The sequence below is a fragment of the Cellulosimicrobium sp. BMG9.23 genome, from assembly GCF_059159985.1.
Genome location: NZ_JBZGBZ010000006.1, coordinates 1 through 22,245 on the forward strand (window position 1 = coordinate 1; position 22,245 = coordinate 22,245).

General features: G+C 73.0%; 23 protein-coding genes and 1 pseudogene. 15 read left to right on the forward strand and 9 right to left on the reverse strand.

The features are described from left to right. The first annotated feature begins 114 nt into the window (after positions 1-114). Positions 115-1,242, forward strand: a complete 1,128-nt coding sequence (locus AC4H2G_RS10755) for a GNAT family N-acetyltransferase (protein ID WP_494365763.1) — start codon at positions 115-117, stop codon at positions 1,240-1,242. A gap of 14 nt (positions 1,243-1,256) precedes the next feature. On the opposite strand, the gene ypfJ is transcribed toward AC4H2G_RS10755, so the two are convergent. Next, complete coding sequence (ypfJ, locus tag AC4H2G_RS10760) at positions 1,257-2,162, reverse strand: KPN_02809 family neutral zinc metallopeptidase (protein WP_494365764.1); 906 nt, start codon at positions 2,160-2,162, stop codon at positions 1,257-1,259. A gap of 217 nt (positions 2,163-2,379) precedes the next feature. Between ypfJ and AC4H2G_RS10765 the strand changes: the two genes are divergently transcribed. Beyond that, entirely contained in the window at positions 2,380-3,978 is a 1,599-nt protein-coding gene (locus tag AC4H2G_RS10765; RefSeq protein WP_494365765.1) for an ABC-F family ATP-binding cassette domain-containing protein, read from the forward strand. Here the strand turns inward: AC4H2G_RS10765 and AC4H2G_RS10770 are convergent. From AC4H2G_RS10770 to AC4H2G_RS10780, 3 genes are read right to left on the reverse strand one after another with little or no spacing between them, the layout of a single operon-like run. Beyond that, entirely contained in the window at positions 3,951-4,958 is a 1,008-nt protein-coding gene (locus tag AC4H2G_RS10770; RefSeq protein ID WP_494365766.1) for an SURF1 family cytochrome oxidase biogenesis protein, read from the reverse strand. The genes AC4H2G_RS10765 and AC4H2G_RS10770 overlap by 28 nt on opposite strands. Next, positions 4,955-5,203 carry a hypothetical protein gene (locus AC4H2G_RS10775; RefSeq protein WP_494365767.1) on the reverse strand — a complete coding sequence of 83 codons (249 nt, stop codon included), beginning with the start codon at positions 5,201-5,203 and terminating at the stop codon, positions 4,955-4,957. The genes AC4H2G_RS10770 and AC4H2G_RS10775 overlap by 4 nt, the downstream gene beginning before the upstream one ends. Next, entirely contained in the window at positions 5,200-5,556 is a 357-nt protein-coding gene (locus tag AC4H2G_RS10780; RefSeq protein ID WP_494365768.1) for a DUF3099 domain-containing protein, read from the reverse strand. Before AC4H2G_RS10780 ends, AC4H2G_RS10775 begins: the two co-directional genes overlap by 4 nt. 162 nt (positions 5,557-5,718) lie before the next feature. Between AC4H2G_RS10780 and AC4H2G_RS10785 the strand changes: the two genes are divergently transcribed. The 4 genes and pseudogenes from AC4H2G_RS10785 to AC4H2G_RS10800 form a co-directional block, all read left to right on the forward strand. Next, a complete protein-coding gene (locus AC4H2G_RS10785; protein ID WP_494365769.1) occupies positions 5,719-6,444 on the forward strand; it encodes a beta-ketoacyl-ACP reductase in 726 nt (241 codons plus the stop codon). A gap of 110 nt (positions 6,445-6,554) precedes the next feature. After that, positions 6,555-7,322, forward strand: coding sequence for an enoyl-ACP reductase FabI (gene fabI, locus AC4H2G_RS10790; RefSeq protein ID WP_494365770.1), 768 nt, complete (start codon positions 6,555-6,557; stop codon positions 7,320-7,322). A 14-nt stretch (positions 7,323-7,336) separates the two neighbouring features. Next, positions 7,337-7,864 carry a SixA phosphatase family protein gene (locus tag AC4H2G_RS10795; RefSeq protein ID WP_494365771.1) on the forward strand — a complete coding sequence of 176 codons (528 nt, stop codon included), beginning with the start codon at positions 7,337-7,339 and terminating at the stop codon, positions 7,862-7,864. Between the two features lie 45 nt (positions 7,865-7,909). Next, positions 7,910-8,010: pseudogene (locus AC4H2G_RS10800) on the forward strand (IS5/IS1182 family transposase); the annotation flags it as partial. 300 nt (positions 8,011-8,310) lie between these two features. Here AC4H2G_RS10800 and AC4H2G_RS10805 read toward each other — a convergent pair. Further along, positions 8,311-8,805, reverse strand: coding sequence for a MarR family winged helix-turn-helix transcriptional regulator (locus AC4H2G_RS10805; protein ID WP_494365772.1), 495 nt, complete (start codon positions 8,803-8,805; stop codon positions 8,311-8,313). Between the two features lie 87 nt (positions 8,806-8,892). Between AC4H2G_RS10805 and AC4H2G_RS10810 the strand changes: the two genes are divergently transcribed. Further along, on the forward strand, positions 8,893-9,363 hold the full coding sequence (locus AC4H2G_RS10810; protein WP_494365773.1) for a cupin domain-containing protein: 471 nt from the start codon (positions 8,893-8,895) through the stop codon (positions 9,361-9,363). A gap of 48 nt (positions 9,364-9,411) precedes the next feature. Continuing rightward, entirely contained in the window at positions 9,412-9,828 is a 417-nt protein-coding gene (locus tag AC4H2G_RS10815) for a DUF4267 domain-containing protein (protein ID WP_494365774.1), read from the forward strand. A 22-nt stretch (positions 9,829-9,850) separates the two neighbouring features. Here AC4H2G_RS10815 and AC4H2G_RS10820 read toward each other — a convergent pair whose 3' ends face one another. From AC4H2G_RS10820 to glgC, 3 genes are read right to left on the reverse strand one after another with little or no spacing between them, the layout of a single operon-like run. Next, a complete protein-coding gene (locus tag AC4H2G_RS10820) occupies positions 9,851-10,036 on the reverse strand; it encodes a hypothetical protein (protein WP_494365775.1) in 186 nt (61 codons plus the stop codon). Between the two features lie 3 nt (positions 10,037-10,039). Next, on the reverse strand, positions 10,040-10,726 hold the full coding sequence (gene serB, locus AC4H2G_RS10825; RefSeq protein ID WP_494365776.1) for a phosphoserine phosphatase SerB: 687 nt from the start codon (positions 10,724-10,726) through the stop codon (positions 10,040-10,042). Next, the gene (gene glgC / locus AC4H2G_RS10830; RefSeq protein ID WP_435736167.1) at positions 10,723-11,964 is read right to left on the reverse strand and encodes a glucose-1-phosphate adenylyltransferase; all 1,242 of its coding nucleotides are present in this window, start codon (positions 11,962-11,964) and stop codon (positions 10,723-10,725) included. Before glgC ends, serB begins: the two co-directional genes overlap by 4 nt. A gap of 113 nt (positions 11,965-12,077) precedes the next feature. Here glgC and glgA point away from each other — a divergent pair, with 113 nt between their 5' ends. Beyond that, complete coding sequence (gene glgA / locus AC4H2G_RS10835; protein WP_494365777.1) at positions 12,078-13,289, forward strand: glycogen synthase; 1,212 nt, start codon at positions 12,078-12,080, stop codon at positions 13,287-13,289. Between the two features lie 568 nt (positions 13,290-13,857). Here the strand turns inward: glgA and AC4H2G_RS10840 are convergent. Then, positions 13,858-14,697 (reverse strand): Rv1486c family protein, encoded by an 840-nt coding sequence (locus tag AC4H2G_RS10840; RefSeq protein ID WP_494365778.1) that lies wholly within the window; start codon positions 14,695-14,697, stop codon positions 13,858-13,860. A 27-nt stretch (positions 14,698-14,724) separates the two neighbouring features. Between AC4H2G_RS10840 and AC4H2G_RS10845 the strand changes: the two genes are divergently transcribed. The 6 genes from AC4H2G_RS10845 to AC4H2G_RS10870 all read left to right on the forward strand — a co-directional run bounded on the left by AC4H2G_RS10845 (position 14,725) and on the right by AC4H2G_RS10870 (position 22,221). Then, on the forward strand, positions 14,725-15,513 hold the full coding sequence (locus AC4H2G_RS10845; RefSeq protein ID WP_494365779.1) for an ABC transporter ATP-binding protein: 789 nt from the start codon (positions 14,725-14,727) through the stop codon (positions 15,511-15,513). A gap of 110 nt (positions 15,514-15,623) precedes the next feature. Then, the gene (locus AC4H2G_RS10850) at positions 15,624-16,076 is read left to right on the forward strand and encodes an NfeD family protein (RefSeq protein WP_494365780.1); all 453 of its coding nucleotides are present in this window, start codon (positions 15,624-15,626) and stop codon (positions 16,074-16,076) included. Positions 16,077-16,146: 70 nt separating this feature from the next. Further along, positions 16,147-17,454: an SPFH domain-containing protein gene (locus tag AC4H2G_RS10855; RefSeq protein WP_494365781.1), complete on the forward strand. Its 1,308-nt coding sequence runs from the start codon at positions 16,147-16,149 to the stop codon at positions 17,452-17,454. Between the two features lie 120 nt (positions 17,455-17,574). Beyond that, complete coding sequence (locus AC4H2G_RS10860) at positions 17,575-18,261, forward strand: TetR/AcrR family transcriptional regulator (RefSeq protein WP_494365782.1); 687 nt, start codon at positions 17,575-17,577, stop codon at positions 18,259-18,261. Positions 18,262-18,367: 106 nt separating this feature from the next. Further along, a complete protein-coding gene (locus AC4H2G_RS10865) occupies positions 18,368-20,101 on the forward strand; it encodes an ABC transporter ATP-binding protein (protein ID WP_494365783.1) in 1,734 nt (577 codons plus the stop codon). 146 nt (positions 20,102-20,247) lie between these two features. After that, positions 20,248-22,221 (forward strand): ABC transporter ATP-binding protein, encoded by a 1,974-nt coding sequence (locus tag AC4H2G_RS10870; protein ID WP_494366107.1) that lies wholly within the window; start codon positions 20,248-20,250, stop codon positions 22,219-22,221. Positions 22,222-22,245: the final 24 nt, after the last annotated feature.

Consider the following 22,245-nt stretch of genomic DNA (forward strand, 5'->3'; position numbering starts at 1 on the left):
GTGACCTCCCGCCCCGGATCCGAGCGAATCCGGGGCGGAAGGTCACTTCTCGGCGGTTACGGGCGGCAGGAAATGCGCGTGCCCGACGCCGGTCGCTCGCCTAGCGTGGTCGGCATGCCCTCCCGCCCGGTCACGAGCGCGACCGCCGCCGCGCCGCTCGCTCCCATCGCCCAGCGCGCCGCGGCACCCGCGAACCTCCCGCCCCTGACGGCGGGCGGCCTGACGTGGCGGCCCGCCGCCGCGGCCGACGCGCCCGCCCTGCTCACGCTGAAGAACGAGATCGCCGCGACCGACGCCGAGCCGTACCGCGAGACGCTCGCCGAGGTCGAGGAGATGCTCACCGCGCCGTGGCGCGCGTTCGAGACGGACTCGCTCGTCGGTGTCGACGCCGACGGCGCGCTGCGCGCGTACGCCCTCGTCGACACGCACCCCGGGGACACGAGCACGGTGCGCGTGTACCTCTGGGGTGGCGTCCACGCGACGCACCGGGGCCGCGGCGTCGGGCGCGAGGTGCTCGCCTGGACGGTCGCGCGAGCGCGCCAGGTGCTCGCGGCCAGCGGCAAGGAGATCCCGGCCCGTCTCGCGGTCTACGGCGAGGACACCGACCCGCCGTCGAAGGCCCGGCTCTACGAGCGGTTCGGCTTCGAGGCCCGCCGCTTCTACTCCGACCTGCGCCGTGATCTCGTCGCGCCGGTCCCGGACGTGCCGCTCGACGGGTCGCTGCGGGTCGTGCCGTGGTCGGAGGACCTCGACGAGGCGACGCGCCTCGCGCACAACGACGCCTTCCGCGATCACTGGGGCAGCGAGCCGCGCACGTCCGAGGCATGGACGCACGGCCGCAGCGAGTTCGCGCCGCAGTGGTCGTTCCTGGTGCTCGACGACGCCCCCGACGTCGAGGTGCTCCTCGCCGATCCGCACACGGACCCGGAGACCGCGGCGACGCTGCGGGCCGGCGGTCCGCTCGTCGTCGGGTACGAGATGGCCGGGCGCTACGACGAGGACTTCCCGGTCCGCGGCTACACGTTCGGCTACACCGAGCTCCTCGGGGTGCGCCGCGCGTACCGGGGGCGGAAGGTCGCCGTCGCGGCGCTCGCGACGGCCATGCGCGCGATGGCGGCGGACGGCATGCAGTACGCGAGCCTCGACGTCGACACCGAGAACCCGTCCGGCGCCCACGGGCTGTACGCGAGCCTCGGCTACGAGAAGGTCAGCGGCTCGCGGATGTACTCGATCGAGCTGTGACTCGCTGCGGAGGGCTACAGGGAGGGGGCGTCGAGCGCGTTGCAGTCCTGGACAGTGCCGCCGTTGTAGCCGATGGTGAACCAGCGCTGGCGCTGCTCGCTCGAGCCGTGGGTCCACGCCTCGGGGTCGACCTGACCGGTCGCGGACTCCTGGATGCGGTCGTCGCCGACGGCGGAAGCGGCCGACAGCGCGTCGCGCAGCTGCTGCTCGGTGACCGGCTCGAGGAACGTCACGCCGGTGTCCGGGTCGACCGTCGTCGCGGCGTGCCCGGCCCACATGCCCGCGAGGCAGTCGGCCATGAGCTCGATCCGCACAGAGTCGGACTCCGGACCGGTGCCGCTGCGGTCCGCCGCCTCCATCGCGCCGACCTGCTGCTCGATGTGGTGCCCGAACTCGTGCGCCACGACGTACATGCGCGCGAGCCCGCCGTCGTTCGCGCCGAACCGTGACGTGAGGTCGTCGTAGAAGGCGACGTCGATGTAGACCGTCTGGTCGGCCGGGCAGTAGAACGGCCCGACGGCGCTCGTCGCGGTACCGCACCCGGTCGACACCTGACCGGATAAGCTCACGACGTCAGGGAGCTCGTACTGCACCCCGGCCTGGGCGGGGAGCGCCTCCTCCCAGTAGGCGTCGAGAGCCTGGGCGGTGGCGCTCAGCTCGCACTCGAGGTCGGTGTTGGCCTGCTCGGCGGTGCAGTCCTCGACGGCCTGGGCCTGCCCCTCGCCGAGCATGTCCGAGGTCGTCCCGCCACCGCCCGTCAGCCCGCCGAGGTCGATGCCCGTCTGGCCGTTGAGGAACGCGATGGCGAGCGCGACGAGCACGGCACCGATCCCGCCTCCGGCGATCATCGGTCCGCGACCCCGGCCGCCGCCCTTGCGCACACGGCCGCCCTCGAACGAGCCACCCTCCTGGAACGTCACGAGCACAAGGTACCGCCGGGTCTGTGAGCAGGCTCCCGGACGGGCGGTCCGGTGGACCGGCCGCCCGGCCCGTAGAATCGACGAGGCCCACCGCGGGCCGGTCCTGCCTGCGACGGCCTGCGACGGCCTGTGACGGCCTGTGACGACCCTGTGTCTGTCCGAGTCCCAGGCGACCGGCCGCCGTCGGGCACCACGACCCACCCGAGAGGACCTCTCCTTGATCACCGCCCACGGCGTCGAGCTGCGTGTCGGCGCCCGTGTCCTGCTGCACGAGGCCACGTTCCAGATCGCCTCCGGCGACCGGATCGGCCTCGTCGGCCGCAACGGCGCCGGCAAGACGACCCTGACCAAGACGCTCGCGGGGGAGACCCAGCCGACGGGGGGGAAGATCACGCGGGGCGGCGACATCGGCTACCTCCCGCAGGACCCGCGCACGGGCGACCTCGAGGTCGTCGCGCTGGACCGCGTGCTCTCCGCCCGCAACCTCGACTCGATCGTCCGCCAGATGCGCGAGACCGAGGGCGCGATGGCGAGCGCCGACGTCGAGACGCACGAGGCCGCGATGGAGCGCTACCCCCGCTTGGAGGCGCGCTTCCAGGCCGCGGGCGGGTACGCCGCGGAGAGCGAGGCGCACCGGATCACGAGCAACCTCGGCCTCGACGACCGCGTGCTCGGCCAGCCGCTCAACACGCTGTCGGGCGGCCAGCGGCGTCGCGTCGAGCTCGCGCGCATCCTGTTCTCCGGGGTCGAGACGCTGCTTCTCGACGAGCCGACGAACCACCTCGACGCCGACTCGATCATCTGGCTGCGCGACTACCTCAAGGGGTACTCCGGCGGCTTCGTGGTCATCTCGCACGACACGGAGCTGCTGCGCGCGACCGTCAACAAGGTGTTCCACCTGGACGCCAACCGCGGCGAGCTCGACCAGTACAACCTCGGCTGGGACGCCTACCTGGCCCAGCGCGAGTCGGACGAGCGCCGACGTCGCCGGGAGCGGCAGAACGCCGAGAAGAAGGCCGGTGTCCTGCAGGCCCAGGGCGAGAAGATGCGCGCCAAGGCGAGCAAGGCCGTCGCGGCGCAGAACATGATGCGGCGCGCGGAGAAGCTGCTGGCCGGCATCGAGGGCGAGCGTCAGTCCGACAAGGTCGCCAAGCTGCGCTTCCCGAAGCCCGCCCCGTGCGGGCGCACGCCCCTCACCGCGTCGGGGCTGTCCAAGGCGTACGGGTCGCAGGAGGTCTTCGCGGGCGTCGACCTGGCCATCGACCGGGGGAGCCGCGTCGTCGTGCTCGGGCTCAACGGCGCCGGCAAGACGACGCTCCTGCGGATCCTCGGCGGCGTCGAGAAGCCGGACACGGGCGAGGTGCACCCCGGGCACGGCCTGAAGATCGGCTACTACGCCCAGGAGCACGACACGCTCGACATGGACGTGACCGTCGTGGAGAACCTGCGCCACGCCGCGCCGGACCTCACCGACACCGAGGTGCGCTCGACGCTCGGGTCGTTCCTCTTCTCCGGGGACGACGCGGACAAGCCGACCAACGTGCTGTCCGGCGGCGAGAAGACGCGCCTCGCCCTGGCGACGCTCGTCGTGTCCTCGGCGAACGTCCTGCTCCTCGACGAGCCCACCAACAACCTCGACCCCGCGTCGCGCGCCGAGATCCTCGGGGCGCTCAAGACGTACGAGGGCGCGGTCGTCATGGTGACGCACGACGACGGCGCGGTCGAGGCCCTCGAGCCCGAGCGCGTGCTGCTGCTGCCCGACGGCGACGAGGACCTCTGGAACGACGGCTACGCGGAGCTGGTCTCGCTCGCCTGACGCGCCTTCAGCTGGGCGTCGACGAGCGCGTCCTCCTCGTCCTCCGCGGTGGGTCGCCGGGTGCGGGCGTCGCGGCGGGCGCGCGCGGCGCCCGGGTCGTCGGCGGCGAGGAGGTCGCCCGCGGTGAGCGTCGTGTCCTCGCCGCGCGCGTCGCGCCGGTCGCGGCGCACGAGCAGCCAGAACCCGATGACCGCGCCGAGCGCGAACACGGCCCACTGGAACGCGTAGGACAGGTGGGACCCGGGGGTGGTGTCGGGCTTCGGCAGGGCCTCGAGCGGCTCGGCCGCAGCCGGTTCCTCCGACCGCAGCTGCCCGTAGGCGCCGACCGTCCGGCCGTCGGCCCACGCGGCGCCGTCGGGCCCGGCGGCGAGCACCTGGTCGGTGGAGATCGCCTGCACCTGGCCCGCCGGTGCGTCCCGGCCCGACGGCGGCTCGTCGGCCCGCAGGGTGACGGTCGCCTCGACGTCTCCCTCCGGCGGTGAGGGCAGGTCGCCCGGGGTCACGGCGTCGGTGCCGAGCGGCACGAACCCGCGGTCCACGACGACCACGAGCCCGTCCGGCGCGCCGGGGCCCGGCTCGGTGACGAACGGCACGAGGACGTGGAAGCCCGGGCTCCCGCCGACGGGACGGTTGCGCAGGAGGACGGTCGCGTCGGCCTCGTACCGGCCCTCGAGGACCACGGGCCGCCACACGTCGGCGTCGTCGAGCGCCGCCCCGGGCGACGGCAGGAGGTCGGCCACGGGGACCGGGTCGGAGACGTAGTTCGCCTCGATCTGCTGGATCTCCGCGTCGCGCGCGACGTACCGGTTCCACTGCCAGCGCCCTGCCAGGAGGCACAGCGCGACGAGCACGACGACGCCGACGGCGAGCGTCACCCACTGCCGCGGCGTGCGGGGCTGGTGGGCGTCCGCGGTGGCGCGCTGCGGCGTCGGGCCCGGGGCGGCTGAGGGTGCGCCCGGACCGGTCGGTGCAGCCGTCACGGCGCCGGCCGGCGGTCGAGGTCGTCGACGGGCACCGTCGACCGCCAGAACGAGCGCGCGCCGAGGAAGGTCTCGAGGTGCTCGCGGTGGGCGTCGCACGCGAGCCACACCTTGCGCCGCTCGGGCGTGTGGATCTTCGGGTTGTTCCACAGCAGACCCCACGCGGCGCCCTCACGGCAGCCCTTCGCGCTGCACACCAGCTCCTCGTCGCCGACCGGGTCGGCGAGGCCCAGGACGTCGGTCATCGCGGGTCTCCGGACGTCGGTCCGGGGCCCAGGCCGTGACCGCCCGGCACGTCGCCGGGCGGCAGGGCGCGGTGCTCCATCGGGGAGGTGTCGTAGTGCACCTGGTCGCGCCCCGCGTTCGCACCGAGAACCGCCGCGTACGGCAGCACGACGGCCGCGACGGCGAGGACCAGGGTGAGCCACGGCAGCGTGTTCCACACGGCGATCGCCGCGACGAAGCACACGAGGCGGATCCCCATCTGGACGAGGTACCGGCGCGTGCGGCGCGCCTGGTCCTCGGCCAGCGGCTGGGGCGCGGCCGTGATGCTCGGGACGGGCTCGGAGGGTCGCCCGCCCGCACGTCGTGTGCTCACCCGACCAGTCTACGTTTGTGCGGACCCCACAAAGCGCGCCGCGGCGACGTATGACGGTCCGCGCGCGCACCTCGTCGAGCTCACGGGGTAGGTTCGGTGCGGTGCCGAGCGCCTGCCGACGCGGGCGCGCACCTCCCCACCGTCGCCACCGAGGAGACCCACGTGTCCGAAGTCACCAACCCCGCCCCGCGCACCGTCGTCGTCACCGGCGCCGCACGCGGGATCGGCCGGGCCATCGCCGAGCGGTTCGTGGCCGACGGCGACCGGGTCGCCACGGTGTACCGCGGCGGGGACCTGCCCGAGGGTGTCTTCGGCGCGATCGCCGACATCACCGACACGGCCGCTGTCGACGCCGCGTTCACCGAGATCGAGAACGCGCTCGGGCCGGTCGAGGTGCTCGTCGCCAACGCGGGCGTGACGCGCGACCAGCTCCTGCTGCGCATGACGGACGAGGACTTCGAGTCCGTCGTCGACGTCAACCTCACGGGAACCTTCCGCTGCGTGCGGCGCGTGACGAAGGGCATGATCCGCCAGCGCCGCGGGCGCATCGTGCTCGTGTCGTCCGTCATCGGCCTGTACGGCGGCGCCGGCCAGGTCAACTACTCCTCGTCGAAGGCCGCGCTCGTCGGCATGGCACGCTCGATCACGCGCGAGCTCGGGACGCGCGGCATCACCGCGAACGTCGTCGCGCCGGGCTTCATCGACACCGCGATGACCGCCGAGCTGCCCGAGGAGCGCCAGGCCGCCTACAAGGCGGCGATCCCGGCCGGCCGGTTCGCGCAGCCCGAGGAGGTCGCGGGCGTCGTCCGGTTCCTCGCGTCCGACGACGCCGCGTACGTCTCGGGGGCGGTCATCCCCGTGGACGGCGGCCTCGGCATGGGCCACTGACGCCTCGTCAGCCCGCACCTCCGGGCGTCCCACGTCGCCCGGATCCCGCTCTCTTTCAGTACGCTCGCCCCAGCGCGCCCTCTCACCGGGCGCTCGACGGAAGGAAACCGATGGGTCTGCTCGACGGCAAGAAGCTCCTGGTGACGGGGGTCCTCACCGACTCCTCGATCGCGTTCCACGCAGCGCGGCTCGCCCAGGAGGAGGGAGCGCAGGTGGTGCTCTCCTCGTTCGGCCGCCAGATGAAGCTCACGCAGGCGTTCGCCAAGCGTCTGCCCGCGGAGGCCCCCGTCGTCCAGCTCGACGTCACCGACCAGTCCGACCTCGACGGCCTCGCGGACGCGGTCCGCGAGCACGTGGAGGTGCTCGACGGCGTCGTGCACTCGATCGGCTTCGCCCCCCAGTCCGTCATGGGCGGCAACTTCCTCTCCGCCTCCTGGGAGGACGTCGCGACCGCGCTGCAGGTCTCCACGTTCTCCTACAAGTCGCTCGCGACGGCCGCCAAGCCGCTCATGACGAACGGCGGGGCGCTCGTCGGCCTGACGTTCGACGCGCAGTTCGCCTGGCCCGTCTACGACTGGATGGGCGTCGCGAAGGCCGGTCTCGAGTCCGCCAACCGCTACCTCGCGCGCGACCTCGGCCCCGACGGAATCCGCGCGAACCTCGTGTCCGCCGGGCCCATCCGGACGACGGCCGCCAAGTCGATCCCCGGCTTCGCGACGATGGAGGACGCCTGGCCGACGCGTGCCCCGCTCGGCTGGGACCAGACGACCGCCGAGCCGGCCGCGCGCGCCGTCGTCGCGCTCCTGTCCGACTGGTTCCCGGCGACGACCGGTGAGATCGTGCACGTCGACGGCGGCGTGCACGCCATGGGTCAGTGAGGCAGGTGGCGCAGGTGGGCGACGAGACCGGCGGCGCGCGGCGCCTCGTGCTCCTGCGCCACGCCAAGGCGGAGCGGGCGGGAGCCGTCGACGACGTCCTGCGGCCGCTCCGGCTCGACGGCCGGCGCCAGGCCGGACGGGTCGGGGCCGCGCTGCGGGACAGCGGTCTCGTGCCCGATCGTGTCCTGTGCTCGTCGGCGCTGCGCACGCGCCAGACGTGGGACCTCCTCGCGGCGCACCTCGGTGACGTCGAGCCGGACGTGACGGTCACCGATGCGCTGTACGCGGCGGACGTCGCGGACGTCGTCGACCTCCTCGCGCAGACCGACCCGCGCGTGCGCACGCTGCTCGTCGTGGGCCACGAGCCCACGATGGCCGCGACGGCCTCGCACCTCGCGGACCCCGCGTCCGACGGCGGAGCGCTCGCCCAGGTGCGCGTCGGCGTGCCGACCGCGACGTATAGCGTCCTGGAGTCGTCGACGCCGTGGGACGCCTGGGACGCGCGAGGCGCCCTGCTGACCTACGTGGGCCGCCCGTCCTGAGTCGGAGGTGCGGCGGCGGGCTGGGGCGTGTCTCCTTCGTCGCGCAATCACAAGAATCCGGACCGGCGCGAACCGGCTGACCACGCGTTGGGTCGCTCTCGGGCGGGTTGTCGACGAAGATCCACGCCGTGGTCGACGGGACGGGCGACCGCCCGCAGTGCTCGTGACTCCGTCACCTACAGAGGCCGCAACACGGTCGAGCGGTTCTTCAACCGCAGCAAGCAATGGAGAGCGCTCGCGACGGGCGGCGGCTTCTCTTTGCCGACCCCGCGGCGGTCGCGGCGGCCATCCTCCGCTACGCGCCCGTGGCTGCGGTGATGGGGGACTTCTACCGTCGGTTCCAGCGGGAGAGCCGGGCGACGCCGTACCCGCCGGAGGCGATCCGGAAAGCGCCGGCTCGACCCACGACGCGTGAGCGCAGGCGATGACGTGCCGTCGACGGCCGGTCAGGAGCCCAGGTGCGTGATCAGCCGTCGGGTCACGCGGTCGAGGTCGGCGCGGTCCGTCGCGGTGAGCGTCGCGACGATCTCCCCCTGGGTCGCGCCGTGGCGGGTGACGGCCTCGTCCACCTGACGCTTGCCTTCGTCGGTCAGCTCGACGTCGAGGCTGCGGCGGTCCTGCGTGCTGGGGACGCGCACGATCAGGCCGCGCTTCTCCAGCCGGTCCAGGCGACCGGTCATGGTGCCGGTGGTCATGAGCAGCGCGCGCGCCAGGCTGGTGGGTGAGAGCCGGTACGGCGCGCCCGACCGCCGCAGGGCGAACAGCACGTCGCCGTCGCCACGGTTCATCCCGTAGTCGGCGGCCAGCGCCTGCGTGCGCGCGTCCACGAGCTCCGCGGCCCGGTTCAGCCGGGCGAGCAGCGCCATGGTGTCCAGGTCGAGGTCGGGGCGCTCGACGGCCCACTGCCCGACGAGCGCGTCGATGCGGTCGTTGTCGTCCATGTCCGCACTTTACCTTGCGCGCGAGTTACTCGTGCGCTAACTTCAACTCAAGCAACTCGCATGCAAGTTACTTGAGAGGGAGTAATCATGACCACGCTGACGCTCAACGGCTCGGAGACCCTGGTGGTGCAGGAGAGCACCGCGGACCGCTTCCAGGTGGAGGCGACGTATGAGCCCCGCGGCTCGCGCCCGCCGAAGCACGTGCACCCGCACCACGACGAGACGTTCACCGTTCTCGCGGGCACGCTCCGCGTCGGGTTCGCCGACCGGGAGCAGGACTTCACCGCCGGCGACTCGTTCGACGTCCCGCGCGGCGTCGTGCACCACATGTGGAACCCCGGTGACGAGCCCGCGACGGTGCGCTGGCTCAGCACGCCCGCGCCGCGCGTCGAGCCGTTCTTCACCGCCATGGACCGGCTGCACCGCGACGGGCGGGCCGGGCTCGTCGGCCTTGCGGGCGTCTTGAACGAGTACCGCGACGTGATGCGCCCCGCGTCGCCCCTCACGCGCGCCGTCGTGCGCGTGCTCGGCCCGATCTCCCGCCCGTCCGGGCGCTGACCCCCGATGACCACCCGGACAACTGTCACCACGAGAAGGAGTGCCCCTGTGTTCCGCAAGCACTTGGCATCCACGCTGACCGTCCTGCTCGCGCTCGGGATCGGCTATGTCGGCTTCAGCTACCTGTTCGCCCCGGCCGCGACGGCGCCGTCGTTCGGCATGCCCGTCTGGCCGGAGGGTGACGCCGCGGCGTTCCTCGCGACCAAGGGCATCCGCGACCTGGCCTCCGGCCTCATCCCGCTCACGCTGCTGCTCACGGGGCAGCGCCGCGCGCTGGGCTGGGTGCTCGCGGTCGAGACGATCGTCCCCGCGACGGACATGATCCTCGTGCTGGCGTCCGGGGGATCGGCGGCTGTCGCGCTCGGCGTGCACGGACTCACCGCCGTGGCCGTGCTCGCCACCGGCGTCCTGCTCCTGACCGAGCCGCGAGAGCGCACGGGCGGCGTCCCGGGGATCGGGCGATGACGTCGAGGTGGTCCGCGATCTCTCAGCCGGGCCGTGTCCCGGCGGGCGGGAGCGCCTCGGCGGCGGCCCACACCTCGGTCATCTCGACGATGCGGTCGGCGCGCAGCGTGATGAAGGTGGCCACCTCGACGTGGAGGCCGTCCCGACAGTCCTGGGCGAGCTCGTCACCCTCGGCAGACCTCGCGCGGTCACCCAACTGGGGAGACACGCGCTAGCTCGCCGTACGGCCCGCGGCGTCGGCGCGGTCGACGACGTCGAGCACCGCGTCGATGCGCGGGCCGTCGACGCCGTAGGGCGCCTGGGCACGGACGACCGGCTTCGCGGCGAACGCGACGCCGATGCCCGCGGCGCCGATCATGTCGAGGTCGTTCGCGCCGTCGCCCACGGCGATCGTGGCGCTCATGGGCAGGCCGAGCTCGGCCGCGAACTCGCGCAGGGCGGTCTCCTTCGCCGCGCGGTCCACGACCGGCCCCGTCGTGCGCCCGGTGAGACGGCCGTCGACGACCTCGAGGCGGTTCGCGCGGAACCGCGTGATCCCGAGCTCGGCAGCGAGCGGCGCGACGATCTCCTGGAACCCGCCCGAGACCAGCCCGACCTCCCAGCCGCGCCGGCGCGCCTCGGCGACGAGCTCGCGTACGCCCGGCGTGAAGGTGGCGCGGGCCCGGACGTCGTCGAACGCCGTGACGGGGACGCCCTCGAGCGTCGCGACGCGCTCGCGCAGCGAGGCGCGGAAGTCGATCTCGCCGCGCATCGCGCGCTCGGTCGCCTCGGTCACCTGCTCGCGGGTGCCGGCGTGGTCGGCGAGAAGCTCGATGACCTCCTGCTCGATGAGCGTCGAGTCGACGTCCATGACGAGGAGCCGGACCGGGCGGTCCGGGGGCGCGGGTACCGCGGTCACTCGACGACCGTGCCCTTCGGGACCACGGTGATGCCGGACTCCGTGACCGTGAAGCCTCGCGCGCGGTCCTGCTCCGGGTCCAGCCCGATGCGTGCCTGCTCCTGGACGACGACGTTCTTGTCGATGATGGCGCGGTGCACCTGCGCGTGCCGGTGCACCTGGACGCCGTCCATGAGGACCGAGTCCGAGACCGACGACCACGAGTGCAGGTACGTCCCGGGCGAGAGGACCGAGCCGACCGCCGTCGCGCCCGAGATGATGACGCCGGGGGAGACGAGCGAGTCCGCGGCGTGCCCGAGGCGACCGCGCCCGGCGTGCACGAACTTCGCGGGCGGCAGCCCGACGTAGCCGGTGTGCAGCGGCCACTCCTCGTTGTAGAGGTTGAACACCGGCGTGACCGCGATGAGGTCCTTGTTCGCGTCGTAGTACGAGTCGATCGTCCCGACGTCGCGCCAGTAGTCGCGGTCCCGGTCGGTCGAGCCGGGGACGTCGTTGCGGATGAAGTCGTAGACCGCCGCCGTGCCCTTCTCGACGAACGCCGGGACGATGTCCCCGCCCATGTCGTGGCGCGAGCCGGCGTTCGCGGCGTCGGACGTCACCGCCTCGACGAGGGCGTCGGTGTCGATGACGTAGTTGCCCATCGACGCGAGGATCTCCTGGGGGGAGTCCGGCAGCCCGACCGGGTCCGTCGGCTTCTCCCGGAAGGCGGCGATCTTCGTCGGGTCCTTCGCGTCCGTCTCGATGACGCCGAACTGGTCGGCCATGCCGATCGGCTGGCGGATGCCCGCGACGGTGAGCTGCGCGCCCGACTCGACGTGCGCGTCGACCATCTGGGAGAAGTCCATGCGGTAGACGTGGTCGGCACCGACCACGACCACGATGTCGGGGCGCTCGTCGTCGATAATGTTGAGGCACTGGTAGATCGCGTCCGCGCTGCCGAGGTACCAGTGCTTGCCGACGCGCTGCTGCGCGGGGACCGGTGCCACGTAGTTGCCGAGCAGGGCCGACATGCGCCACGTCTTCGTGATGTGCCGGTCCAGGCTGTGCGACTTGTACTGCGTGAGCACCACGATGTGCAGGTAGTGCGAGTTCACGAGGTTCGACAGGGCGAAGTCCACCAGCCGGTAGATGCCGCCGAACGGCACCGCAGGCTTGGCCCGGGACTCCGTGAGGGGCATGAGGCGCTTGCCCTCACCCCCGGCGAGGACGATGGCGAGAACTCGGGGTGCGGCGGCCATGCCCAGACCGTAGCCCCTCGGGACGGGCCCTCGCAGCCGGGGGCCGGATCCTGGTCCGATCCCGCCGTGGGCGCCCCGTGGCGGGCGCGGCGTCGTGCACTAGCGTGTGGCGCGTGAGAGTCGACCTGCTGACACGCGAGTACCCGCCGCACGTCTACGGGGGCGCCGGCGTGCACGTGGCCGAGCTGTCCACGGTCCTGCGCCGCCACGTCGACGTGCGCGTGCGCTGCTTCGACGGGCCGCGCTCCGAGGACGGCGTCACGGGGTACTCCGTGCCGGGCGTCCTGTCCGGGGCCAACGCGGCGCTCGGCACGTTCGGCGTCGACCTCGCGATGGCCGGCGACGTCGCCGGCGCCGACCTCGTGCACTCGCACACCTGGTACGCGAACCTCGCCGGGCACCTCGCCGGGCTCCTGCACGGCGTGCCGCACGTGCTGTCCGCGCACTCCCTCGAGCCCCTGCGTCCGTGGAAGGCCGAGCAGCTCGGCGGCGGCTACGCGCTGTCGTCGTGGGCGGAGCGCACGGCCTACGAAGGCGCCGCCGGGGTGATCGCGGTCTCCGCCGGCATGCGGGAGGACATCCTGCGCGTGTACCCGCAGGTGGACCCGGCGAAGGTCCACGTCGTGCACAACGGCATCGACCTCGACGGCTGGCGTCGGCCGGAGAGCGACGCCGACCGCGTGGTCGCGGACCGCGTCGTCCGGGACCTCGGCATCGACCCGGACCGGCCCGCCGTCGTCTTCGTCGGCCGGATCACGCGGCAGAAGGGCCTGCCGTACCTGCTCCGCGCGGCGCGCGCCCTGCCCCCCGAGGTCCAGCTCGTGCTGTGCGCGGGCGCCCCCGACACCCCTGAGATCGCCGCCGAGGTCAGCGGCGCCGTCGAGGCGCTCCAGGCCGAGCGCACGGGCGTCGTCTGGATCGAGCAGATGCTGCCGCGCGCCGAGCTCGTCGCGGTGCTCGCCGCGTCGACGGTGTTCGTCTGCCCGTCGGTCTACGAGCCGCTGGGGATCGTCAACCTCGAGGCGATGGCGGTCGGCCTCCCCGTGGTGGGAACTGCGACCGGCGGCATCCCCGAGGTCGTCGACGACGGCGTGACGGGTCTCCTCGTCCCCATCGACCAGGCGGACGACGGCACGGGCACCCCGCTCGACCCCGACCGCTTCGTCGCCGACCTCGCCGACGCCCTCACGCAGCTCTCCACCGACCCGGCGCGCGCCGCCGAGATGGGCCGCGCGGCACGCACGCGCGTCGAGGAGCACTTCGCGTGGGACGCGATCGGCGAGCGCACGCTCGACGTCTACCGGACGGTCCTGGGCCAGTCCTGACGCACGCGGGTTCGCCGCGGGTGGTGCGGGCGACGTGGTCGGGCTGGGTGGCCGCAGCGGGTCACGTGCTCCGGCTGTCGCGACGTGGTCGGGCTGGGTGGCCGGGGCGGCTGACGTGCTCGGGCTGCCGCGCCGTCACCTCGGTCCGTCGGCTCGCCTTGTGGGAGCGCGGCTCTGACGCCCTTCGCACGTCACCCGCCCCGGCCGCCGTCGTCTCACCTCGGTCCATCCTCGCCTCGCGGCGAACCGGTCCGATCGCGCCCTGCTGGCCGGCTCGCCCGGCGTATCGGGTGTGGGAGCGACGCGACGGGCTAGGCCGCGCGGCTCGGAAGGGCGACGGGCAGGACGAGCGGTGGGGTCGGACCGTGTGCGAAGGGCGTAGAAGCGCGCGCGGGAACGGGAGCCGACGTACCAAGGTGACGGCGCGCCAGCCCGAGCGCACGGTGCGACCGCACCGCGGACGTGACCACGACGTCGTCCGTTCGAGGTGACGGCGCGCCAGCCCGAGCGCACGGTGCGACCGCACCGCGGACGCGACCACGACGTCGCCCGTCGCGACAGGAACGGCTCAGGCGCGCGGGCGGCCGGGCGTGTCTTCGCTCACCCAGAGGGTCGCGGCCCCGATCGCGCGGCGAGAGGCGCGGTCGACCTCGCGGAGCGCCGTCGAGCGCTGGTCGGCCTGCCAGAGGTTGACGGCGCCGCCGTCGTCGGCCGCCGCGAGGTCGACGATCGCGCGCAGGCGCACGGCCTGCTCGAGCACGCGGACCGCGCGGCCGTCCAGGCTGGCCGGGAGCTGCCACGAGGGGGCGCCCCCGGAACGCAGGCCGGCGATGGCGTCGGCCGCGTCTTCGCGCCAGCGCGCGACGTCGAGCGCGTCGAGCGCCTGCGTCGCGACGAGGAGGGCGGTCCGGAGCTCGTGCTCGGCCTCGCCCAGGGTCCCGGTCGCGCCGAGCACGCGAGTCGTCCAGGGAGCGACGGCCGTCGCGTGCCACGTCACGAGGTGACCGGGTTCGAGGTCGCTGCCGAACTCGCTGACCTCGGGGGCGAGCGCCCACGATCCCGCGGACGTCGTGACGAGGACGCACTCCCCGGCGTCGGTGGCCGCGGCGGCGACCTCGGGCGGGACGCCCGTCACGTCCCCGGGGACCGGCGCGAGCGCGACGACGGCGCTCGCGCCGCCTGACCACGCGCCGACGAGGTCGGCCAGCCGGACGTCGCCGAGCGCACCGGAGGCGACGTGCGGTTCGTCGTCCCGCTCGACGGCTCGGACGGCGCGCGCGAGGGCCTCGTCGTCGTCGGGAGCGCGGTGCGCGGCCCGCAGCCACAGCGCGAGCAGGGCGCTGCGGGGCAGCGCGCCGGGCGCGGACGCCGAGGCCGCCCCGGGCCTGCTGGACGAATGGGAATCCACGTCGGCCAACCTATAGGGTCGGTGACCATGAGCGCGGTTCTCGACCTGCAGGGCGTCACGGTCCGACGTGGCACCACGACCATCCTCGACGCGGTCGACTGGCAGGTGAACGAGGGCGAGCGCTGGGTGATCCTGGGCCGCAACGGGGCCGGCAAGACGACCATGCTGCAGATCGCCTCGGCGCGCATGCATCCCACGTCGGGCGTCGCCGAGGTGCTGGGCGAGCGGCTGGGCCGCGTCGACGTGTTCGAGCTGCGCCCGCGCATCGGGCTGGCCTCGGCCGCGCTCGCCGAGCGCATCCCGGCCGACGAGACGGTGCGCGACGTCGTGCTCACCGCCGCGTACGGCGTGACCGGGCGGTGGCGCGAGAGCTACGAGGACTTCGACACCGAGCGCGCGGACGACCTGCTGCGCGCGTTCGGGGTGGACGGTCTAGCGGACCGCACGTTCGGGACGTTGTCGGAGGGTGAGCGCAAGCGCACGCAGATCGCGCGGGCGCTCATGACCGACCCGGAGATCCTCCTGCTCGACGAGCCCGCCGCCGGGCTCGACCTCGGGGGTCGCGAGGAGCTCGTGGGGGCGCTCTCGGAGCTCGCCGGGGACCCGGCGTCGCCCGTCCTCGTGCTGGTCACGCACCACGTCGAGGAGATCCCTCCGGGCTTCACGCACCTCATGCTGCTGCGCGACGGTGCGGTCCACCGGGCCGGACCGATCGGGGAGGTCCTCACGGCCGAGAACCTCAGCGAGGCCTTCGGGCTCCCTCTGCTCGTGGCGCACGGCGGCGGGCGCTGGATGGCGCGCGCGGCTCGCCCCTGACCAGGTCCGACGGTCGCGGAGCAGCGACTCGCCTGGACCCCGACGCGTGCATCCGGCCGGAAAGTTCGGTAAAGTATTCGTAAAGACCGCACGGACAATGGGGGGTCGAGATGGACTGGCTGTGGTGGGTCGGGGGCGCCCTCGTCTTCGCGCTGATCGAGATCATCTCGCTCGACCTGGTGCTCGTCATGTTCGCCGGCGGCGCGCTCGCAGCGGCCGGCGTGAACGCGGCGGGCGGACCGCTGTGGCTCCAGATCCTCACGTTCGCCGTCGTCAGCGTGATCCTCCTCCTGACGCTGCGGCCGTGGCTCCTGCGGGGTCTGCGGGACCGCGTGCCCCTCGCCGAGACGAACGTCGCCGCGCACGTCGGGCGGGCCGCGCTCGCCGTCGACCAGGTCACCGAGGTCGGGGGCCGCGTCAAGCTCGTCGGCGAGGTCTGGACCGCGCGCACGGAGCCCGACGCCCCACCGATCCCCGCGGGCGCCGACGTGCGCGTCCTGCGCATCGACGGCGCGACCGCCGTCGTCGCCCCGCTGCCGGCGGAGCACCCCCGAGGAGCCTGACCAGACCGAGACGTCCTACGGCATACCACCCAGGCCCGGCCGGGCTGGGGAAGCGACCAGGAGGCAGTCGATGACCGACCCCAGCCCCGGAACGATCCTCGCGTACATCGTCCTCGCGCTCGTCCTGATCTTCGTGATCGTCGCGCTCGTCAAGGCGGTGCGCATCGTCCCGCAGGCCGTGGCGCTCATCGTCGAGCGGCTCGGTCGCTACTCGCGCACCCTCGAGCCCGGCCTGCACCTGCTCGTCCCGTTCGTCGACAGGGTGCGCGCGTCCGTCGACCTGCGCGAGCAGGTCGTCTCGTTCCCGCCGCAGCCCGTCATCACGTCGGACAACCTCGTGGTGAGCATCGACACCGTCATCTACTTCCAGGTCACGGACCCGAAGTCCGCGGTGTACGAGATCGCGAACTACATCACGGCGATCGAGCAGCTCACCGTCACCACGCTGCGCAACGTCATCGGGTCGATGGACCTCGAGCAGACGCTCACGAGCCGTGACCAGATCAACGGGCAGCTGCGTGGCGTGCTCGACGACGCGACGGGTCGCTGGGGCATCCGCGTGAACCGCGTCGAGCTGAAGTCGATCGACCCGCCGGCGAGCGTCCAGGGGTCGATGGAGCAGCAGATGCGCGCGGAGCGGGACCGCCGCGCCGCGATCCTCACGGCCGAGGGCTTCAAGCAGTCCCAGATCCTCACGGCCGAGGGAGAGAAGCAGGCCGCGATCCTGCGCGCCGAGGGTGACGCGCAGGCGAAGATCCTCACGGCCGAGGGCGAGGCGCGCGCGATCCTCCAGGTGTTCGACGCGATCCACGAGGGCGACGCCGACCCGAAGCTCCTCGCATACCAGTACCTGCAGATGCTGCCGAAGATCGCCAACGGCACGGCGAGCAAGCTGTGGGTCGTGCCGACCGAGTTCACGGCGGCGCTCGGTTCGATCGCGAAGGGCTTCGGCGGCGTGCCCGGAATCGACGGCGGGGGAGTGCCGGGCCCGGCGCCCGCCACGGACGCGGAGGCCGCCGAGGCGAGCGCCGAGGCGCGGCGCGAGCGCGACCGCGACCGGATCCGGTTCGGGACACCGTCGCTCACCGACCCCGCGGAGGCGCTCGCGGAGGCGCGACGCCAGGCGGAGGCGGCGACGGCCGACGCCACGAGCTCCGGGACGCGGTCCGGGCTGCCGTTCGACCCGTCAACGGAGCGCGGCCAGCACCCCGGCGGCCAGCACCGTGCGGCGCCGCCCGAGCCGGGGGCGGCGTCTCCTCGACCGCTCGGCGGACCGGCGCCGTCCGCGCCCCCGCCCCCGCCGCCCGTGACCGAGGACGAACCGCCGACGGACGAGCCGCCGTTCGGGCAGCCGCCGTCGTTCGAGCCGGGGCGCTGAGCTCCGGGGTCCGATCCCGACAGGACCCCGCACCGCGGTACGGGGTCCCGTCGCGTCGACCGTCCCGGTCGCGACAGAAACCTGTTGCAAGTGAGTGCTCACTCACATAGTCTCGTCCCTGTGATCGCCTCGCCCCGCGCCGCAGCGCGTCCCGAACGCGCCGCACGGATGTCCCGCGACGACCGTCGGGACGCGATCGCGGCCGCGACGGTGCCGCTCCTCGTCGAGCACGGGGCCGCGGTCACGACGCGTCAGATCGCCGAGGCCGCCGGCGTCGCGGAGGGCACGCTCTTCCGGGCGTTCGCCGACAAGGACGAGCTCCTGCGTGCCGCGGTGGTCCGCTCGCTCGACCCGCAGCCCCTGGTCGACGCCATCCTCGCGCTCCCCGGCGACGACCTCCCCGCGCTCGTCCGTGAGCTCGCCGGACTGCTCGCCGAGGCACAACGGGCGGGCATGCGTGTCTTCGCGGCCGCGCACCAGGTCCTCGGCGGGCGCTTCGGCCCGGGGGGCGGCGGACCGGGCCGGGAGTCGGCGACCGTCGGCGACGGCGCGCACCGCCCGCACCCCGGCTTCGACGCGCGCCAGCGCTCTGCCGCGGCCCTGGGCGCCGCGATCGAGGAGCGATTGCGCCCGCACCAGGACGAGCTGCGGGTTCCGGTGAGCGTCGCCGCGGTGGTCGTGTCGTCCTTCGTCCTGGCGCCCGCGGTCGCGCACCTCGCGGGCGGGAGCCGCCTCGACGCCGACCAGGTGGCCGACCTCCTCCTGCACGGGATCGCCGAGCCCACGGGCACCGACCCGTCCCCCTGACACACCGGCCCGCCGCGTACGTCCCGCCCGAGCGCCCGCCCCCGCGGCGCCGTCGAGCAGCACCTCGCCCCCTTAACCCGTCACGCTCCCAGCGACAGGACCTCCCATGCTCCTCAGACTCCTGCGGGCCTACCTGCGCCCGTACACCACACCGATCGTGGTCGTCCTGGTCCTCCAGCTCGTCCAGACCATGGCGACCCTCTACCTCCCGAGCCTCAACGCCGACATCATCGACCAGGGCGTGACCCAGGGCGACACCGCGTACATCGTGCGGACCGGCGGCATCATGCTCGCCGTCAGCCTCGGGCAGGTCGTGTGCGCGATCGTCGCCGTGTACTACGGCGCCCGGGTCGCGATGACTCTCGGCCGCGACGTGCGCGCCGGCCTCTTCACGAACGTCCAGCGCTTCTCGGCACAGGAGATGGGTCGCTTCGGCGCGCCGTCGCTCATCACCCGCACGACCAACGACGTCCAGCAGGTGCAGATGGTCGTGCTGCTGTCCTTCACCATCATGGTGATGGCGCCGATCATGCTCGTGGGCGGCGTCGTCATGGCGCTCCAGGAGAACGTCGAGCTGTCGGCGCTCCTGCTCGTGATCGTCCCGGTGCTGGGCGTGAGCGTCGGCCTGATCGTGGCGCGAATGGTGCCGTACTTCCGGCAGATGCAGAAGCGCATCGACGTGATCAACGCCGTGCTGCGCGAGCAGATCACGGGCATCCGCGTGATCCGTGCCTTCGTGCGCGAGCGTCACGAGGAGCGGCGGTTCGGGGAGGCCAACGAGGCGCTGTTCGACACGTCCCTGCGGGCCGGCAAGCTCATGGCCCTGATGTTCCCGACCGTCATGCTCGTCATGAACGCGTCGAGCGTCGCGGTGCTGTGGTTCGGCGGGCGGCAGATCGACGCGGGCGCGATGGAGGTCGGAGCCCTGACGGCCTTCCTGTCCTACCTCATGTACATCCTCATGGCCGTCATGATGTCGACGATGATGTTCGTCATGGTGCCGCGGGCGGCTGTCTCCGCCGAGCGCATCACCGAGGTGCTCGATGCGGAGGCGTCCGTCGTCGAGCCCGAGCACCCGGTCGCGCTCGGTGACCGCACCGGGAGGGTCGAGCTCACGGACGTCGAGTTCCGGTACCCGGGAGCGGAGGAGCCGGTCCTGCACGACGTCTCGCTCGTCGCCGAGCCGGGCCGCACGACGGCGATCATCGGCTCGACCGGGTCGGGCAAGACCACGCTGCTCAACCTCGTCCCCCGGTTGTTCGACGTCACCGGCGGGTCGGTGCGGATCGACGGCACGGACGTGCGCGACCTGAGCGGCGCCGACCTGGGCTCGCTCCTCGGGCTGGTGCCGCAGAAGGCCTACCTGTTCTCGGGGTCCGTCGCGGACAACCTGCGCTACGGCAGGCCCGAGGCCAGCGACGACGAGCTGTGGGCGGCGCTCGAGGTCGCCCAGGCGCGCGACTTCGTCGAGTCGCTCGACCAGGGGCTCGCGTCCCCGGTCGCGCAGGGCGGGACGAACTTCTCGGGTGGTCAGCGGCAGCGGTTGGCGATCGCCCGCGCGGTGGTGCGCGAGCCGGCCGTCTACCTGTTCGACGACTCGTTCTCGGCGCTCGACTACGCGACGGACGCGCGGCTGCGCGCGGCGCTCGCGCCGCGGACCCGGCAGTCGACCGTCATCGTCGTCGCGCAGCGCGTCGCGACCATCCGCGGCGCCGACCAGATCCTCGTGCTCGACCACGGCCGCATCGTCGGGCGCGGCACGCACAGCGAGCTCCTCGAGTCCAACGAGACCTACCAGGAGATCGTCTACTCCCAGCTCTCGATGGAGGAAGCAGCATGAGCCGCGACGAGACGGCCCGGAGCGCGGACGAGGCGCTCGCGCTGAGCACCGACGAGGGCGACGGCACCGTGACGAGCGAGGCGACCGAGCGCGACGTCGCCTCGACCCGGCTCCGCGGTCGTCCCACCGGAGGCGGACACGGGCCGATGGGCGGCATGGGGATGCCGGGCGAGAAGCCGATGAACTTCCGCGGCACGCTGCGCCGGTTCGCGGGGGCGCTGCGCCCCGAGCGCGTGCCCGTCGTGGCGGTGGTGCTCCTCGGCATCGTCTCGGTGGCGCTCGCCGTCGCCGGGCCCAAGCTGCTCGGCAACGCGACGAACATCATCTTCGCCGGCGTGGTCGGCTCGCAGCTGCCGTCGGGCATCACGCAGGCCCAGGCCGTGCAGGGGCTGCGGGACCAGGGCGAGGACCAGGTCGCCGACCTCGTCTCCGGCATGGTCGGCCTCGTTCCCGGCCAGGGGATCGACTTCACGGCGCTCGCGACGGTGCTCGCGTGGGTGCTCGCCGTCTACGTGGGCTCGTTCCTCTTCGGCTGGCTCCAGGGGCGCATCACGGCGATCGTGGTGCAGCGCACCGTGCTCCGCCTGCGCGGCGACGTGCAGGCCAAGCTCGGGCGCCTGCCGCTGTCGTACTTCGACCGGAACCCGCGCGGCGAGATCCTCTCGCGCGTGACGAACGACATCGACAACATCTCGCAGACGCTCACGCAGACGCTGTCCCAGCTCGTCACGTCGATCCTCACGGTGATCGGCGTGCTCGCGATGATGTTCTGGATCTCGCCGCTGCTCGCCGTCATCGCCCTCGTCACCGTGCCGCTGTCGGTGCTCGTCACGGCGCAGATCGCGAAGCGCTCGCAGCCGCAGTTCATCGAGCAGTGGGCGGCGACCGGCCGCCTCAACGCCCACGTCGAGGAGATGTACACGGGCCACACCCTGGTCAAGGTCTACGGCCACCAGCAGGCGGCGATCGAGGACTTCGACCGCGAGAACGACGCGCTGTACCGGTCGAGCTTCAGGGCGCAGTTCATCTCCGGCACCATCCAGCCCGCGATGGGGTTCATCGCGAACCTCAACTACGTGATCGTCGCGGTCGTGGGCGGTCTGCGCGTCGCGTCGGGCACGATGACGCTCGGCGACGTGCAGGCGTTCATCCAGTACTCGCGCCAGTTCACGCAGCCCATCACGCAGATCGCGTCGATGATGAACCTGCTCCAGTCGGGCGTCGCGTCGGCCGAGCGTGTCTACGACCTGCTCGACGCCGAGGAGCAGTCTCCCGACCCGTCGCCCGCCGCGACGGTCGAGCCCGTGCGCGGACGCGTCGCGTTCGAGGACGTCTCGTTCTCCTACGACCCGGACGTCCCGCTCATCTCGCACCTCGACCTCGTCGTCGAGCCGGGGCAGACGATCGCGATCGTCGGCCCGACCGGCGCCGGGAAGACGACGCTCGTGAATCTGCTCATGCGCTTCTACGACGTCGACTCCGGACGGATCACGCTCGACGGCGTCGACACGCGCGACATGACGCGCGACGACCTGCGTTCCGACATCGGCATGGTGCTGCAGGACACGTGGCTGTTCAAGGGCACGATCGAGGACAACCTGCGCTACGGCGTGAGGGAGTCGCGCCAGGTGGGCAGTGTCGATGACGAGGCGTTCCTCGCCGCGACGCGCGCGACGTCGGTCGACCCGTTCGTCCGGACCCTGCCCGACGGGTACGCGACCGTGATCGACGACGAGGGCAGCAGCGTCTCGGCGGGGGAGAAGCAGCTCCTGACCATCGCGCGCGCGTTCCTCGCCGACCCGGCGATCCTCGTGCTCGACGAGGCGACGAGCTCGGTGGACACCCGCACGGAGGTGCTCGTGCAGCAGGCCATGAACGCGCTGCGCGAGGGGCGCACGTCGTTCGTCATCGCGCACCGGCTGTCCACCATCCGCGACGCCGACACGATCCTCGTCATGGAGCACGGCGACATCGTCGAGAAGGGGTCGCACGACGAGCTCCTCGCGGCCGGCGGCGCGTACTCACGGCTCTACGAGAGCCAGTTCGCGGCGCCGGTCGGCGCCGACGCCGACGACCAGGACGATGCGGCGGCGGTGACCGCCGGCCCTCCCGCGGGTTGACGCCCCGAACCTGTGAGCGGTCCG

What these genes read in the sequence shown, in the direction of transcription:
- AC4H2G_RS10755 (WP_494365763.1), top strand. Translation starts at nt 115, where the DNA reads ATGCCCTCCCGCCCGGTCACGAGCGCGACCGCCGCCGCGCCGCTCGCT.
- AC4H2G_RS10775 (WP_494365767.1), bottom strand. Translation starts at nt 5,203, where the DNA reads ATGACCGACGTCCTGGGCCTCGCCGACCCGGTCGGCGACGAGGAGCTG.
- fabI (WP_494365770.1), top strand. Translation starts at nt 6,555, where the DNA reads ATGGGTCTGCTCGACGGCAAGAAGCTCCTGGTGACGGGGGTCCTCACC.
- AC4H2G_RS10805 (WP_494365772.1), bottom strand. Translation starts at nt 8,805, where the DNA reads ATGGACGACAACGACCGCATCGACGCGCTCGTCGGGCAGTGGGCCGTC.
- AC4H2G_RS10810 (WP_494365773.1), top strand. Translation starts at nt 8,893, where the DNA reads ATGACCACGCTGACGCTCAACGGCTCGGAGACCCTGGTGGTGCAGGAG.
- glgC (WP_435736167.1), bottom strand. Translation starts at nt 11,964, where the DNA reads ATGGCCGCCGCACCCCGAGTTCTCGCCATCGTCCTCGCCGGGGGTGAG.
- AC4H2G_RS10845 (WP_494365779.1), top strand. Translation starts at nt 14,725, where the DNA reads ATGAGCGCGGTTCTCGACCTGCAGGGCGTCACGGTCCGACGTGGCACC.
- AC4H2G_RS10850 (WP_494365780.1), top strand. Translation starts at nt 15,624, where the DNA reads ATGGACTGGCTGTGGTGGGTCGGGGGCGCCCTCGTCTTCGCGCTGATC.
- AC4H2G_RS10855 (WP_494365781.1), top strand. Translation starts at nt 16,147, where the DNA reads ATGACCGACCCCAGCCCCGGAACGATCCTCGCGTACATCGTCCTCGCG.
- AC4H2G_RS10865 (WP_494365783.1), top strand. Translation starts at nt 18,368, where the DNA reads ATGCTCCTCAGACTCCTGCGGGCCTACCTGCGCCCGTACACCACACCG.
- AC4H2G_RS10870 (WP_494366107.1), top strand. Translation starts at nt 20,248, where the DNA reads ATGGGCGGCATGGGGATGCCGGGCGAGAAGCCGATGAACTTCCGCGGC.